The sequence below is a fragment of the uncultured Lentibacter sp. genome (assembly GCF_937123735.1).
GTDB lineage: Bacteria > Pseudomonadota > Alphaproteobacteria > Rhodobacterales > Rhodobacteraceae > Lentibacter.
In genome coordinates, this window is sequence record NZ_CAKZKL010000008.1 from 1 (window position 1) to 14,706 (window position 14,706).

The window sequence follows — 14,706 nt, forward strand, 5'->3', positions numbered from 1 at the left end:
CTGCTCGAACACGTCCGGATCAGGGGCCGCGCCGTGGCGGGTGTAAAGCATATACGACCCCGACAGCATCGTGGCCCGCGCCCTAATTTCGGGGTCATCCCCGATCAGCAAGCCACCCTCGCCCGAGTTCATGTGCTTGTAGGTCTGGGTCGAATAGGCCGCCATGACGCCAAACCGCCCCGACGGGGTGCCGCGCCATGCGCCGCCCATGGTGTGGGCGCAGTCTTCGACCACTTGCACGCCTGCCGCGTTGCAGATCTCCATCAGGCGGTCCATGTCGGCGATATGCCCGCGCATGTGCGACAGCATCAGAACCTTTGCCTGCCCGACTTTGGCGGCCAGATCGTCCAGATCAATCCGCAGATTTTCGGTCACGCCCACAAACACCGGCACCGCCCCGACCGAGGCAATCGCCCCCGGCACAGGCGCCAAGGTAAAGGCGTTGGTCAGAACCTTTTCGCCCGGTTTCACGCCCAGCGCCCGAAGTGCCGTGGCCAAAGCGTAGCCGCCCGACGCCACCGCCAGACAGTATTTCGCGCCGGTATAGGCGGCAAACTCGCGTTCCAGCGCCGAGACCTCGCCCTCTTCGTCGCCGACAAGATTATAGCGATGCAGACGCCCCGATTGCAGCACGCGCACGGCGGCGGCAATGGCGTCGTCGGGGATGGGTTCCTGCTGTGTGAAGCTACCGGTGAATATATCTTTCATGGGCGCGAGATTGGATCAGGGTGCAAAAATCGTCAATGTCGTAATGCGCCGGTTCGGATGTCGGAAACGGCACAGAGAGAGCCGCATTTTGAGGACCAAGCTGAAGGTAAGGAGAACGCCCATGCCACAGCCTGACCCGATTGCCTTTATCCACACCTTCCGCTGGACTGATTTAAACGCGACACAGCAGACCCAAGCCAAGCTGAATCTGCTGGACCTGCTGGGGGTCGCGGCGTCGGGGGCGACGACCCGTTTAAGCTGGATCATCAGGGATCACGCGGTCGAAGAATTCGGGGGCGCCCTGCCCTTGTTGTTTGACGGGCGTACGGCCTCGGCCAGCGGTGTGGCTTTGGCGGCGGGGATGAGTGTTTCGTTCGTGCTGTTGGGCGTGGGCGTTACGGCTTTTGGCCGTGCGCTCGGGCTGGACGCGCAGAGCGTGGCGCAGGCGGGGGCCGTGCTGATGGTGGCTTTTGGCCTCATGCTGCTGGTTCCGCGCTTTGGCATGGTGCTTTCGGGCGCAACGGCGGGGATGTCGGCGCGCGCAGATCAGCAGATGAACGAGATTGACCAAGGCTCGCTCAAAGGCCAGTTCGCGGGTGGCTTGCTGCTTGGCGCGGTTTGGAGCCCCTGCATCGGGCCCACTTTGGGCGGCGCGATTGCGCTGGCCAGTCAGGGCGAGAGCCTTGGGCTGGCCACGCTGATCATGGTTTTCTTCGCGCTGGGGGTGAGCACGCTCATCATCGGCCTTGGCTATGGCACGCGCGCATGGCTCACGCGCAACCGTGAGCGGATGCAGCGGTTGGCCGTTGCGGCGCGGCCTGTGATGGGCGCTGTCTTTGTCGCTGTGGGCCTCGCGCTCTTTTTCAACGTTCACCACATGGTTGACGCCTGGCTTCTGGATGTGATGCCAGCCTGGCTTGTTGATCTTTCCGTATCCATTTGAGCTCAAGGAGATTTCTCATGAACAGACGCAGCTTCTGCCTAACCGGCCTTGCCGCCCTCGCCGCCCCCGGCCTCGCGCTGGCCATGCCCAAGGATTACACCGAGGGGCTGGCCAAGAAGCACCTCGCCCAAGGCGATGTTGTCTTTCTCGACTTCAAGGCTGACTGGTGTAGCACCTGCCGCGCGCAGGAGCGGGTGATCAACGCTTTGAAGGCAGAAAACCCCGATTATGCGGCCAAGGTGACGTTCATCAACGTGGATTGGGACAAGCACGGCAAGGGCGCTTTGGTGAAAGAGCTCAATATCCCGCGCCGCTCCACGCTTGTTGTGATGAAGGGCGAGGAAGAGCTTGGCCGCATTGTGGCCGGCACAGGCAAGGACGAGATCAAGGCGCTGATGGATGTGGCGCTTGGCGCGGCGGCCAGCTCATAAGAGCCAGAGCATCAGCGCGCTGAGGGTAACAAAAGATGCCCCCGTGGCCAGAAGCTGGGCGATGGAGGCCATGCCCTCGTGGCCTAGCTCGGAGGCAAAGAGCGCGTAGATCGAGAACATCGGGATGGCAGCGGAGAGGACAACCGCCGCCGCCATTTCGCGGCTCAGAGGTGGCAGCCCGAGGGCCACCGCCGCGACAAGCGCAAGCGCGACCATGGCAGGGTGCAAGGCAAGCTTGCCTGCGGCTGTGAGCCCCGCCAGCGCGCGGTGGCCTTTGAACGGCAGGCCGACAAGCGCCCCCCCGATTGTGAACAGCGCCAGCGCGGAGGCGGAGGCGGCAAAGAGGCCAGCGGTTTGTGTGAGCGGCGCTGGCAGAGGCAGTTTGAGCAGCGACACGACAAGGCCAAGTAAGAGCGCAATGACCATCGGGCGGCGCAAGACGCCCAGCACGATTTGCCCGATCAGGCGGGCGATGTTTGCGCTCTTTTGCGGCTTGGCAAGCTCGAAAAGCACAAGGCAGAGCGGGATGATCAGGATGTTTTCAACCAGCATGTTGAGCGCGAGAATTTGCCCCGCGATGTCGGGAAAGGCGAGCAACATGAGCGGGTAGCCTATGAAGCCCGAGTTCGGGCAGGAGGCGCCCATAACGGCCACGGCGCGGCGGCTGGGCGTTGTTTTGAGCGCCGTGAGAAGCGTAAATGTCACCGCAATTGTCGCGAGGGCACCGGCGGCAAAAACGGCCATATAGGTGAGGTTGAAGACCTCGCGCGCATCGCGACTGGCCACGGCGAGAAACAGGAGCGCAGGCAGCGCGACGTTGAGAACGAAGCTGCCGAAGAGGCGCATATCGGCGGGCTTGAAGAGGCCGAAGCGCACGCAGAGATAGCCAAGCGCGACCGCCGTGAAGAGAGGCAGGGTGATGCCGAGGACGGCGAGGGCCTCAGCCAATCTGGCCCCGCGTTTCGCCCACAGCGCCACCAACCTGGCCGCGGTGCAAGAGGATGTGATCGAGGATCACGCAGGCCATCATCGCCTCGCCCACGGGCACGGCGCGGATGCCGACGCAGGGGTCGTGGCGGCCCTTGGTAACCACCTCGGTGGCGCTGCCATCAAGGCGGATAGAGGCGCGCGGCGTGAGGATCGAGGAGGTCGGCTTGACCGCAAAGCGCACGACAATATCTTGCCCCGTGGAGATACCGCCGAGGATGCCGCCTGCGTGGTTGGAGCTATACTCAGGGCCATTGGGCCCCATGAAAATCTCGTCGGCGTTGTCGGTGCCTGAGAGCTTGGCTGCGGCCATGCCTTCGCCGATTTCGACGCCTTTCACGGCGTTGATGCTCATCATCGCGGCGGCGAGATCGGTATCAAGCTTGGCATAGATCGGCGCGCCGATGCCGGCGGGCACGCCCCGCGCGACAACCTCGATGGCGCCGCCAACCGAGTTCTTATCTTTGCGCACTTTGGTGAGGTAGGCCTCCCAAGCCTTGGCTGTTTCCGCGCTCTGGGGAATCCAGAAATCATTCTGCTCAATCGCGTCCCAGTCAAAGGCGCTGCGGTCGATCTCCATCTCGCCCATGGTGGTCATATAGCCGATGATCTGCAGATCGGGGGCGAGCGCCTTGAGGGCGGCACGGGCCACGCCGCCCGCGGCCACGCGCGCGGCTGTTTCGCGCGCTGAAGAGCGGCCACCCCCGCGATAGTCGCGCAGGCCGTATTTCTGGTGATAGGTGATATCGGCGTGGCCGGGGCGGAAGGTCTGGGCGATGTCGCCGTAGTCTTTGGAGCGCTGGTCGGTGTTCTCGATCATCAGCTGGATGGACGTGCCGGTGGTGACACCTTCGAACACGCCCGAGAGAATGCGCACCTGATCAGGCTCTTGCCGCTGGGTGGTGTTCTTGTTCTGACCCGGGCGGCGCTTGTTCAGCCAGACTTGCAGCATATCCTCGGTGAGTGGCACGCCGGGGGGGCAGCCATCAACCGTGGCGCCAAGGGCCGGCCCGTGGCTTTCGCCCCATGTGGTGACGCGGAAGAGGTGGCCAAATGTGTTCATGCTCATGGGGCAAGCTCCTTTGGGCGGAGGTTTATGTCGAATTGCGCGGGCGCGCAATCCGCTCCTTGGCGCAAAAGCGGCTCCGCAGCCGCAGGTTGGCCCTGCTTTGACTGTTTTGACGTTGCGCCCCAAAGCCGCCTTTGGGCTGGCAGTGAGGGGCCTTCTCGCTCATGGTGGGACGACAAGCCCACCGTTTTGGCCGGTTTTGGCCCGGTTTTGCCAAAAATGGGGCGGGCGACAGGGACAGGACAAAATGCGGATAGATGCGCAGATAGGAAAGCGAACATGAAACAAGCGGTTATCGTCTCAACAGCGCGGACAGGTTTGGCGAAGTCATTTCGCGGTGCTTTGAACATCACCCACGGTGCCACCATGGGGGGGCATGTGGTGTCTGAGGCCGTTGCCCGCTCTGGCGTTGATCCGGCGCGGGTTGAGGATGTGATGATCGGTTGCGGGTTTCCCGAGCACGCCACAGGCAGCAATATAGCGCGCCAGATCGCGCTGCGCGCGGGCTTGCCGGAGACGGCCTCTGGTGTGACGGTCAACCGCTTTTGTTCCAGTGGCTTGCAGACCATCGCCATGGCGGCCAATGCGATTTGTCAGGACGGGGCCGGCCCGATGGTTGCCGGGGGGGTTGAGTCTATTTCGATGGTGCAGCCGCAGGTTACGCCGCTGCGGGAAGACTGGCTGAAAGCGCATAAGCCCGATGTTTACATGACCATGATCGAGACCGCAGATATTGTAGCACAGCGATATGCCGTGAGCCGGGAAAGCCAGGATGCCTATGCCCTGCGCTCGCAGCAGTTGATTGCCGCAGCCCAGCAAAGTGGCAAATTTGAAGAGGAAATTGTGCCGTTGCAAACTGTTATGGCGGTGCAGGACAAAAAGACAAAGGACATCAGCCACAAAGAGGTCACCCTTGCCAGCGACGAATGTAACCGGCCGGGCACCACACTTGAGGGGCTGGCCGCCTTGCAGCCGGTGCGTGGCGCTGACAATTGGGTTACGGCGGGCAATGCCAGCCAGCTTTCTGATGGAGCTGCTGCCTTGGTGCTGATGGACAGCACAGAAGCCGAGCAGCAGGGGCTTGAGCCTCTGGGCGCCTTCAAGGGCTTTGCCGTTGCTGGCTGCGCGCCGGATGAGATGGGCATAGGCCCTGTTTTTGCCATTCCCCGTCTGCTTAAGCGGCACGGGCTGAGCATCGCGGATATTGACCTTTGGGAGCTCAACGAGGCCTTTGCATCGCAGTGCCTTTATGCCCGTGACAGGCTCGGGATCGACCCTGAGAAGTTCAATGTCAATGGCGGTTCGATTGCGATCGGGCATCCCTTTGGCATGACCGGTGCGCGCATGGCCGGGCATCTTCTGTTGGAAGGGCGTCGGCGCGGCGCGAAACTTGGTGTGGTGAGCATGTGTATTGGTGGCGGCATGGGGGCCGCAGGCTTGTTTGAAATCTACTGAGAGGACATGTCATGGACCTGAGCTATTCGGACGCAGAAAAAGCCTTTCGCAAGGAGGTGCGGCAGTTTCTGGACCAAAACCTGCCCGACGATTTGCGCGACAAGGTCAGGCGCGGAAAGGATTTGGGCAAGGAAGGCCACGAACGTTGGCACCGCATTCTCAATGAACGCGGCTGGCTTGCGCCCAACTGGCCCAAGAAATTTGGCGGCGCAGAGTGGAACGCGGTGCAACGCCATATTTTTGAGGAGGAGGCCGCGGCGGCCTCGGCCCCGCGCATTGTGCCCTTTGGCCTTTCCATGCTTGCGCCCGTGTTGCAGAAATTTGGCTCCAAAGCGCAACAGGACCATTGGTTGCCGCGCATCCTTTCGGGTGAGGACTGGTGGTGTCAGGGATATTCCGAGCCGGGCGCGGGCTCTGATCTGGCCTCGCTGAAAACCACCGCTGTGAAAGAGGGCGGGCATTATGTTGTCAATGGTCAGAAAACCTGGACGACATTGGGGCAGCACGCGAACATGATTTTCTGTCTTGTGCGCACCGACAGCGCGGTGAAGCAACAAGAAGGTATTTCCTTCCTGCTGATTGATATGAACAGCCCCGGCGTTGAAGTCCGTCCGATTGTGCTTCTGGACGGGGGTGCAGAGGTGAACGAGGTTTGGCTGACCGATGTGAAAGTGCCGCTGGAGAACCTTGTGGGCGAAGAGAACAAGGGCTGGACCTATGCCAAATATCTGCTGACCCATGAGCGCACCAATATTGCCGGTGTCGGGTTTTCGCAGGCGGGGCTGGCGGCGGTAAAGCGGATTGCTGCGGCCGAGATGGCCAATGGCAGGCCGCTGATTGAGAACCCGCATTTTGCGGCGCGTGTGGCGCAGATCGAGATTGATCTCATGGCGATGGCCACCACCAATCTGAGGATGATCTCCCGTGCCGCGGCGGGAACTGCGCCGGGCGTGGAAAGCTCCATGCTCAAGGTGAAAGGCACCATCATTCGCCAGGCGATCAACGATCTGGCGCGCCGGGCTGGTGGCGTTTATGCCATGCCCTTTGCTTCTGAGGCGCTTGAAGGGGCGAATGACATGGTGCCGGACCCTCTGTCTGCTGGGCCGGTTGCCGCGCAGTATTTCAACAATCGCAAGCTTTCGATTTTTGGCGGGTCCAACGAAATCCAGCGCAGTATCATTGCCAAGGAAAGCCTGCGGGGAGGGGCCTGAGATGAACTTTGAACTCACCCAAGAGCGGCAGATGCTGCAAGACAGCCTGCAACGGTATCTGCGCGATAAATACACGACAGAGACCCGCAACGCTATTTTGCAAAGCGAGGCGGGTATGTCGGAGGAGATCTGGCAGCAATTGGCCGATCTTGGCGTGATCGCGGCCTTGTTTGCAGAAGAGCAGGGCGGCTTTGGTGGCGCGGGATTTGATCTTGCCGTTGTCTTTGAGGCGCTGGGGCGCGCCGGGGTTGTGGAGCCTTTCATGGAAACCGCCATTCTGGCAGGGGGGCTGATTGCCCGGCTGGGCAACCCCGCGCAGCAGGACCTGCTGGACAGGCTGATGGCGGGCGGGCTCCAGCTGGCTTTTGCCCATGGCGAACCCACGGGCCGCTATGATCTGACCCATGTGGCAACCACTGCCCACGCGCAGGACGACACGATCCTTCTGACGGGCCGAAAAGCTGTTGTGTTCAATGCCGAGCGTGCGGATATGTTGGTTGTCTCGGCGCGCGAAAGTGGCGCTGTCGATGATCCGGAGGGGCTTTCGCTGTTTCTGGTGCCCAAAGATACGCCCGGGCTGGGGATACAGGGGTATGCCTTGCTGGCGGGCGGGCGGGCGGCAGAAGTGACGCTGGAGCAAGTCAGGCTCGGCGCCCAAGCGCGCCTGGGCGCGCCGGGGCAGGCGGCAGAGGCGATCACGGCGCAGATTGCGGCGGCCTGTGTCGCACAAACCGCCGAGACGCTCGGGGCGATGGAAACGGCCTGCGCGCTCACCAAGGATTACCTAATGACCCGCAAGCAATTTGGCCGCCCGATCGGCAGTTTTCAGGCTCTGGCGCACCGGATGTCTGATGTGCTGATCGAGATGGAGCAGGCACGGTCGGCTGTGATCAACGCGGCGGGGCACCTTGAGGCCGCGCCGGCGCAGCGCGAGCGCTTTGTGTCCGCCGCCAAAAACCTGATTGGCCGGGTGGGCCGCCTTGTGGCGGAAGAGAGCATTCAGCTGCATGGAGGGATTGCCATGACGCAGGAATACGAGCTGGCCCATATCGCCAAACGGATTGTGATGGCCGACCACCGGTTTGGAGATGTGGACCACCATCTGGAACGTTTTATCGCGTTTTCGGCGGCGTGAGAGATTTTGCCGTTGTTTTGAGCCCCCGCTGCGAGAGGAGAGACCCATGCCACAAGACGCGCAGAGCGAGATAGAAGACAAGGGAGACCGTTTGATTGTCTGGAATGGCAATGCGGCCAAGCGGGGGGCTTTGACGCCCGGGCTCTATGAGGCGCTCACAGAAGCGTTTGAACGCGCAAAGGCGCCACGGATCCGCGCGCTTATTTTGACATCGCGGGGCGGGTTCTTTTGTGCGGGGGGTGACTTGAATGTGCTCATTGCGCGGCGCGAGCTGACGCAAGCGGAGCGCCGGGAAAAAGTGGATCAGCTGCATGATCTGGTGCGCTTGCTGCGGGCAAGCCCTGTGCCGGTGATTGCCGCCGTGGAAGGCGGCGCTGCGGGCGCGGGGCTCTCGCTGGCGCTGGCTTGCGATATGGTGGTTGCCAGCAAGGAGGCACAGTTTACGGCGGCTTATGTCAAGGCTGGCTTGGTGCCGGATGCGGGCTTGACCGCAGCTTTGGCGCGCATGGTGCCACGGCCTTTGGCTATGGAAATGTGCCTTTTGGGCCGGCCTGTGGCTGCAAGCCGTTTTGCCGCGCTTGGGGCGGTGAGCCTGTTGTGTGAGCCGGGTGAGGCCCTCGGTGGGGCCATGGCGCTGGCAGATGATCTGGCGGCGGGGCCCCGTGCAGCGCAGGGCACCATCCGGCAGCTTGTGGCGCAGGCCTATGAGACATCCGAAGCTGCGCAGCTGGATGCGGAGCGCGACGCCATGGCCGAGGCCGCAGGCGCAGCAGAGGCTGGTGAGGGCATTGCGGCCTTTTTGGAAAAGCGCAAGCCAAGGTTTGCCTGAGCGCGCGGGGAGGAGCAGGGCTATGGCCCAAACCGGAGCCTTTTTGAGCCGTCAATTGGAGCTGCGCCCCGATGCGCCGGCACTCTCTGACAGCCTTGGCACAAGCTGGAGCTTTGCCGAGCTTGACCAAGCCGCCGAGGCGGGCGCGGCGCTGTTGCGACGGACCTCTGCAAAGCGCGGTGACCGGGTGATGATCTTGTCTGAAAATTCCGCTGCGGCGGTGGCGTTCCTGTTTGCCTGTTGGAAGCTCGGGGCGGTTGCCGTGATGGTCAACGCCCGGCAAAGCGGTGCCGAAGTGCAGCGCATTCTGGACCATGCGACGCCCGCTGTTGTGGTGTGCACCAGTGCCGTATCGCCCGATGCTCTGGCCCATGCAGACCGCTTGGGCGCAACAGCGCAACAGGGTGTGTTTGGCTCTGTTCATCTGGCCCGGCCCTATGCCAGCAATGCGGACGCTTCGCTGCATGACGTGGCTGTGCTGCTTTACACCACCGGCACGACGGGCGCGCCAAAGGGTGTCATGCTGACCCATGACAACCTGTGTTTTGGCGGGCAGGCCTCGGCGGATCTGCGGCAAATGTCCGACAAAGACCTGGTGTATGGGGTATTGCCGATCACCCATGTTTTCGGGCTCGCCTCGGTGGTTGTGGCGGCGTGCTCTGCGGGGGCCGCGGTGCGGCTGGAGGCGCGGTTTTCGGCGGCGAAGCTGTTTGCGGCTTTGCAAGATGGCGTGACTCTGCTTTCGGCTGTGCCGCAGATGCACGCGCTTTTGATGCAGTATACCGCCGAGCAAGGGCTCAAGGCCCTTGGCTCGGAGAAATTGCGCTATGTCTCTTCCGGAGCTGCGCCGCTGGACCCGAGCTGGAAGCGCAAGGCAGAAGCTTTTTACGGAGTGGCCCTGCAAAATGGCTATGGCATGACCGAAACCACGGCTGGCGTTTGCGCCACCAAAAACCCGATCGGTGCGGCGGATATTTCAACCGGGCCTGCCCTTCCCGGTGTTGAGGTCAAGATCGGGGGAGAAACGCCCGCAGGCTGCGCAGAGGTGCTTACCCGCGGTCCGCATGTGATGAAGGGATATTACAAGGATCGGGTGGCGACAGAGCAGGTTCTGGGCCCGGATGGCTGGCTTAGAACGGGTGATTTGGGGCAATTGGACGCCAAGGGCCATCTGCATATTCTGGGGCGGCTGAAAGAGTTGATCATCCATGGTGGTTTCAATGTCTATCCACCCGAAGTGGAGGCCGCGCTCAACGACCATCCGAATGTTGTTCAATCGGCGGTGATTGGGCGCGCCATCGAGGGAGATGAGGAGGTCTTGGCTTTCGTGCAGCTGGCAGAGGGTGACACGACAACAGCCGAGGCGCTGGCGGCTTTTGTGAAGCCGCGGCTGGCCGGCTACAAGCGGCCCGCCCGGATCATCCTGACCCATGATCTGCCCGCAGCGCCCACGGGCAAGATTCTCAAGCACCGGCTCATGGCGGTTTTTGCAGATCAGCTGGACTGAGCTTTGCCTGCGTTGGCGTCAAAGCCGAGAAAGCGGGTCACGTTGCTCACGGGGCGACGGCGCGAAACAACCGAGTTGGCGACGAAGGTTTCGTCGGGCCACCCAAGGGCGACGCAGGTAAGAATGACCTGATCTTCCGGAATCTGCGCCACCTCGCGGACCACCGGGCTTTGCATGATTCCCTGCCCGTTGATCACCGCGCCGAGCCCGCGGCTCCAGGCGGCAAGCACCAGACCATAGGTCATCGCGCCGGTATCAAAATGGGCGATCGTGTTGGCAAGCAGGGAGCGATCAAAACAGACCACGATCGAGACCGGCGCATCAAACTGGCGAAAGCCGCGCATCACCCAATCCTGTCTGCGTTCGGCGTCATGGCGTTCGATGCCCATGGCCTCAAACAGCTGGACGGCGATTTCGATCTGGCGTTTGCGGTGCTCGCCCTCATAGGCGGCATAATCTTCTATGTCACGGCTCGGTGGCACACCTGCGAGCATCCGCTCGGTATTGCCCTCGCGCACGCGCTCCAAGGGTTCGCCTGTCAGCACATGCAGATGCCAGGGCTGCGTGTTCATCGAGGAGGGCGCGCGGTTGGCCAGAGCGATGATCTCTTCCAGCAGGTCTTTGGAAACCGGTTTGTCTGTGAAACCGCGAATGGAGCGACGGGTTTGCATGGCTTGATCAAGGTTCATCTGATGTCCTTTGTCTGGGTGCGGGTGAAGGGCTCGCCTGCGCCGGATGATGGTTCTGCGACTATGCCCCAAAGAAGCCCGCAGAAAAGCTCCGACGTGGCGTCGTGGCTTGTCAACTTCGGTTGGGGCTTCCATTCTGGCGCAACGGACCGCTGCTTGGCGCGGTAGGCCGTGAGGGAGGCTTGCGAATGAGTGACGACAAGATGACAGCGTTTCGTGCCGAGATGCGCGCATGGCTGCAAGAAAACTGTCCGGAAGAGATGCGCGACGGGCTTATGACGGAAGAGAGCATTTGCTGGGGTGGAAAATCTTGGACATTCAGCTCGCCGGCCCAGAAGCTCTGGCTGGAGCGCTGCGCGGCGAAGGGATACACGGTGCCCACATGGCCTGTTGCCTACGGCGGGGCTGGATTTAGCCGGGATCAGGAAAAGATCTTTCTGGAAGAAATGGACCGGCTCAACGCGCGGCTGCCGTTGCAGAGCTTTGGTATCTGGATGTTGGGGCCTGCCTTGCTGCATTTTGGCACCCACGAGCAAAAGCTGCGCTATCTGCCACCCGTGGCCAGAGGAGAGCTGCGCTGGTGTCAGGGGTATTCCGAGCCGGGTGCGGGGTCTGATCTGGCGAATGTGCAGACCCATGGCGCAGAGGGCGGCGACCATTGGCTGGTGAACGGCCAGAAGATCTGGACCTCGTATGCCGATAAGGCCGATTGGATCTTTGCTTTGGTGCGCACAGACCGTGACGCGCCCAAGCACAAGGGTATTTCGTTTTTGCTGATCAATATGGAAGACCCGGGCATCGAGACCCGCCCCATCAAGATGATCAGTGGTGTTTCGCCGTTTTGCGAAACGTTTTTCACCGATGTCAAAGTGCCAAAAGATCAAATCGTTGGTGCTGAAAACGCAGGCTGGGATGTGGCCAAATACCTGCTGACACATGAACGCGAGATGATTTCTGCTGGCGGGGCCGCCTTGTCGGGAGGCGGGCGCGCGCTTGGGGCTGTGATCGCTGACACGGTGCGTGACATGGATGCCGTGTTGCGCGCAGATGCCATGCGCTGTGAGGTAGACGGGCTGGCATTGGGCCTGACCTTGGAGCGCTACAAGGATCAGGCCGCAGCCGGGCAGGGCGCAGGCGATGCCTCGGCCATGCTGAAATATATGGGCACAGAGCTGAACAAGCGCCGACATGAGTTGATGATGTCGGCGGGTGGCTCGGATGCGCTTGAGTGGGACGGCCCCTTGGGCAACCGTGCGGGGGACTGGCTGCGCACCAAGGCCAATTCCATCGAGGGCGGCACAAGCGAGGTCATGCTTTCTATTGTGTCCCGCCGTATCTTGGGGCTGCCCGGATGAGCGATATGACAAAACTCGTGAGAACCGACGAAGAAACCCTGCTGGCCGATATGGCCCGAAGCTTTCTTGAGCGTGAGGCACCGCTGTCCAAACTGCGGCAGATGCGGGACCAGGGCCGCACGCATGATGCAGCCGCCTGGAAGGCCATGGCGGAGCTCGGCTGGGCCGGTGTTCTGGTGCCTGAAAGTGCGGGTGGCTCAGACATGGGGTTTGCTGCGGCAAATGTGATTGCCGAGGAAATGGGGCGCACCCTTGCCGTTGCGCCTTTTCTCTCCACCGCAGTTATTGCTGCCACAACGCTGCGCCAGGTGGGAGATGCGCGGGCCAGCAAGGCCTTGGCCCAAATTGCGGCGGGCGAGACAACCTATGCTTTGGCCATTGATGAGAGTGTCAAATTCGCCCCGGACTCCACGCGTTTAGAGGCGCGAGCCGTGGGCAATGGCTTCTGCCTGTCGGGGTCGAAGCAGTTTGTTGTGGACGGCGGGTTGGCCGAGCGGCTGTTGGTTTTGGCACGCACCCAAGCGGGGCTGACGTTGTTTGATATTCCGGCGGATCGGGCCGGGGTGCACCGCGACATGGCGCATATGATTGACTCGCGGGATGTGGCCCGGATCCGCTTTGAGGATGTCGAGGCCACGGGCGCGGATGTTCTGGGGGCCGTTGATGACGCCATGAGCGTGCTCCAGCCGGCCTTGCAGGCCGGGCAGGCCGCATTGGCTGCGGAAATGACCGGGCTTGCGGCGGGGGCCTTTGGCATGACCCTGTCTTATTTGAAAGAGCGCAAGCAATTTGGCGTTGAAATCGGCCGGTTTCAGGCCTTGCAGCACCGCGCGGCCCACCTGTGGTGCGAGATTGAGGTGACCTCCAGCGCTATTCTCAATGCCGGGCGTATGCTGGACAGCGACCCGGCCAGCGCGGCTCTTGCGGTTTCCTTGGCCAAGGCCCGGGCAACCCAGACCGCAACCCTGGCCGTGCAGGAAGGCGTGCAGCTCCATGGCGGCATTGGCATGACAGATGCTTTTGACATGGGGTTTTTCATGAAGCGTGCGCGTGTCGGGGCGGAATGGCTGGGAGACTACAGCTATCACGCCGAGAAAGTTGCTGCGCAAAGAGGCTTCTGATGGCCGCGCGGCACCTTGTTTACACCACAGAAAACCCCGGCTTTGGCAGCCGTTTTAACACTTTGGAGAGACAGCCATGACCCACGACAGCCACCTGCCCGCTGCGCTGAAAGGGCTGCGCATTCCGCTGATTGCGGCGCCGCTGTTTATCATTTCGGTGCCCAAGCTTGTGATTGCACAATGTAAAGCCGGGATTGTCGGCTCTTTTCCAGCGCTCAACGCCCGCGAGGGTGCGGGTGAGCCACCGCTGCTGGACGCCTGGCTGACCGAGATCAAGGAGGCGTTGGACCGCCACAACCAAGCCAATCCGGACAGGCCGGCAGCGCCTTTTGCTGTGAACCAGATCGTGCACCGCTCCAACACCCGCCTTGAGCGTGATCTGGAGATATGTGTCCGCCATGAGGTGCCGCTTTGGATCACGTCATTGGGCGCACGGGTGGAGGTAAATGAGGCGGCCCATTCTTGTGGCGGTGTTGTCTTGCATGACATCATCAACAACCGCTTTGCCAAAAAGGCCATTGAGAAGGGGGCAGATGGCCTTGTGGCGGTGGCCGCAGGCGCTGGGGGCCACGCAGGCCAACAATCACCCTTTGCGCTGGTCCGTGAAATTCGCGAGTGGTTTGACGGGCCCTTGGCTTTGTCGGGCGCGATTGCCACAGGTGAGAGCCTTCTGGCGGCACAGGCCATGGGGGCTGATTTTGGCTATGCGGGCTCGCCCTTTATTGCCACGGATGAGGCCAATGCAGAGCAAGGCTACAAAGATATGATTGTTGAATCCGGTGCGGAAGACATCGTTTATTCCTCACTCTTTACCGGGGTCTGGGGCAATTATCTGCGCGGCTCTGTGCGCAATGCGGGCATGGACCCTGACAACCTCCCCGTGGCAGACGCCTCTTCAATGGATTTTGGCGCAAAGCGCGAGAAGCCGAAGGCATGGAAGACAATTTGGGGGTCTGGGCAGGGTATCGGCGCTGTGAAATCTGTTGGTCCTGCGGGAGAGATCGTGGCGCGGATTGCGCGCGAGTATCAGGCGGCCGGCCAGAAGCTGGCGGCCGAATTCGGCTAGCAGGGCCGCGCGGCGCGCCCTTTCATTTGCGCCGCTTGTTTTGAGCGGCCATTGCGGGCTTGCACCGGCCTCAATCCCTGCCTAGGGTGGCCGCACCTCGGGGAGCTCTTTGGAGCTGAGACGCGCAAGCGGACCCGTTGAACCTGAACCGGTTAGGACCGGCGGAGGGAAGGTTGGGACATTCATCCTGCTATCTCCGC

Annotated in this window: 14 protein-coding genes and 1 riboswitch; of the genes, 10 read left to right on the forward strand and 4 right to left on the reverse strand. The window is 61.8% G+C overall.

From position 1 onward, the window contains the following. On the reverse strand, positions 1-708 hold a 708-nt coding region (locus Q0478_RS01865; protein ID WP_298675608.1), incomplete at its 3' end, for a DegT/DnrJ/EryC1/StrS aminotransferase family protein. A 121-nt stretch (positions 709-829) separates the two neighbouring features. Between Q0478_RS01865 and Q0478_RS01870 the strand changes: the two genes are divergently transcribed. Further along, positions 830-1,651, forward strand: coding sequence for a cytochrome c biogenesis CcdA family protein (locus tag Q0478_RS01870; RefSeq protein ID WP_298675610.1), 822 nt, complete (start codon positions 830-832; stop codon positions 1,649-1,651). Between the two features lie 17 nt (positions 1,652-1,668). Then, positions 1,669-2,082: a thioredoxin family protein gene (locus Q0478_RS01875; RefSeq protein WP_298675612.1), complete on the forward strand. Its 414-nt coding sequence runs from the start codon at positions 1,669-1,671 to the stop codon at positions 2,080-2,082. Here the strand turns inward: Q0478_RS01875 and Q0478_RS01880 are convergent. Together Q0478_RS01880 and aroC are read right to left on the reverse strand one after the other, a co-directional pair. Beyond that, positions 2,077-3,030, reverse strand: coding sequence for an AEC family transporter (locus tag Q0478_RS01880; RefSeq protein ID WP_298675615.1), 954 nt, complete (start codon positions 3,028-3,030; stop codon positions 2,077-2,079). The genes Q0478_RS01875 and Q0478_RS01880 overlap by 6 nt on opposite strands. Further along, positions 3,023-4,138 (reverse strand): chorismate synthase, encoded by a 1,116-nt coding sequence (gene aroC / locus Q0478_RS01885; RefSeq protein WP_298675618.1) that lies wholly within the window; start codon positions 4,136-4,138, stop codon positions 3,023-3,025. The genes Q0478_RS01880 and aroC overlap by 8 nt, the downstream gene beginning before the upstream one ends. 279 nt (positions 4,139-4,417) lie before the next feature. Here aroC and Q0478_RS01890 point away from each other — a divergent pair, with 279 nt between their 5' ends. Genes Q0478_RS01890 through Q0478_RS01910 form a run of 5 tightly spaced genes read left to right on the forward strand, consistent with a single transcriptional unit; the run spans position 4,418 to position 10,275 of the window. After that, the gene (locus Q0478_RS01890; protein WP_298675620.1) at positions 4,418-5,593 is read left to right on the forward strand and encodes an acetyl-CoA C-acyltransferase; all 1,176 of its coding nucleotides are present in this window, start codon (positions 4,418-4,420) and stop codon (positions 5,591-5,593) included. A gap of 11 nt (positions 5,594-5,604) precedes the next feature. After that, entirely contained in the window at positions 5,605-6,804 is a 1,200-nt protein-coding gene (locus Q0478_RS01895) for an acyl-CoA dehydrogenase family protein (protein ID WP_298675623.1), read from the forward strand. A 1-nt stretch (position 6,805) separates the two neighbouring features. Next, a complete protein-coding gene (locus Q0478_RS01900; protein ID WP_298675626.1) occupies positions 6,806-7,939 on the forward strand; it encodes an acyl-CoA dehydrogenase family protein in 1,134 nt (377 codons plus the stop codon). A 46-nt stretch (positions 7,940-7,985) separates the two neighbouring features. Then, positions 7,986-8,768: an oxepin-CoA hydrolase, alternative type gene (locus tag Q0478_RS01905; protein ID WP_298675629.1), complete on the forward strand. Its 783-nt coding sequence runs from the start codon at positions 7,986-7,988 to the stop codon at positions 8,766-8,768. 22 nt (positions 8,769-8,790) lie between these two features. After that, positions 8,791-10,275 (forward strand): class I adenylate-forming enzyme family protein, encoded by a 1,485-nt coding sequence (locus Q0478_RS01910; protein WP_298675632.1) that lies wholly within the window; start codon positions 8,791-8,793, stop codon positions 10,273-10,275. Here the strand turns inward: Q0478_RS01910 and Q0478_RS01915 are convergent. Next, positions 10,263-10,964 (reverse strand): nitroreductase, encoded by a 702-nt coding sequence (locus Q0478_RS01915; protein WP_298675635.1) that lies wholly within the window; start codon positions 10,962-10,964, stop codon positions 10,263-10,265. The genes Q0478_RS01910 and Q0478_RS01915 overlap by 13 nt on opposite strands. Before the next feature lie 188 nt (positions 10,965-11,152). Here Q0478_RS01915 and Q0478_RS01920 point away from each other — a divergent pair, with 188 nt between their 5' ends. The 3 genes from Q0478_RS01920 to Q0478_RS01930 all read left to right on the forward strand — a co-directional run bounded on the left by Q0478_RS01920 (position 11,153) and on the right by Q0478_RS01930 (position 14,506). Beyond that, positions 11,153-12,319: an acyl-CoA dehydrogenase family protein gene (locus Q0478_RS01920; protein WP_298675638.1), complete on the forward strand. Its 1,167-nt coding sequence runs from the start codon at positions 11,153-11,155 to the stop codon at positions 12,317-12,319. A 5-nt stretch (positions 12,320-12,324) separates the two neighbouring features. Further along, complete coding sequence (locus Q0478_RS01925) at positions 12,325-13,440, forward strand: acyl-CoA dehydrogenase family protein (protein ID WP_298675688.1); 1,116 nt, start codon at positions 12,325-12,327, stop codon at positions 13,438-13,440. Positions 13,441-13,516: 76 nt separating this feature from the next. Then, positions 13,517-14,506 (forward strand): nitronate monooxygenase family protein, encoded by a 990-nt coding sequence (locus Q0478_RS01930; protein ID WP_298675641.1) that lies wholly within the window; start codon positions 13,517-13,519, stop codon positions 14,504-14,506. Positions 14,507-14,594: 88 nt separating this feature from the next. Then, a riboswitch (TPP riboswitch) is annotated at positions 14,595-14,693 on the forward strand. The last annotated feature ends 13 nt before the right edge of the window (positions 14,694-14,706 follow it).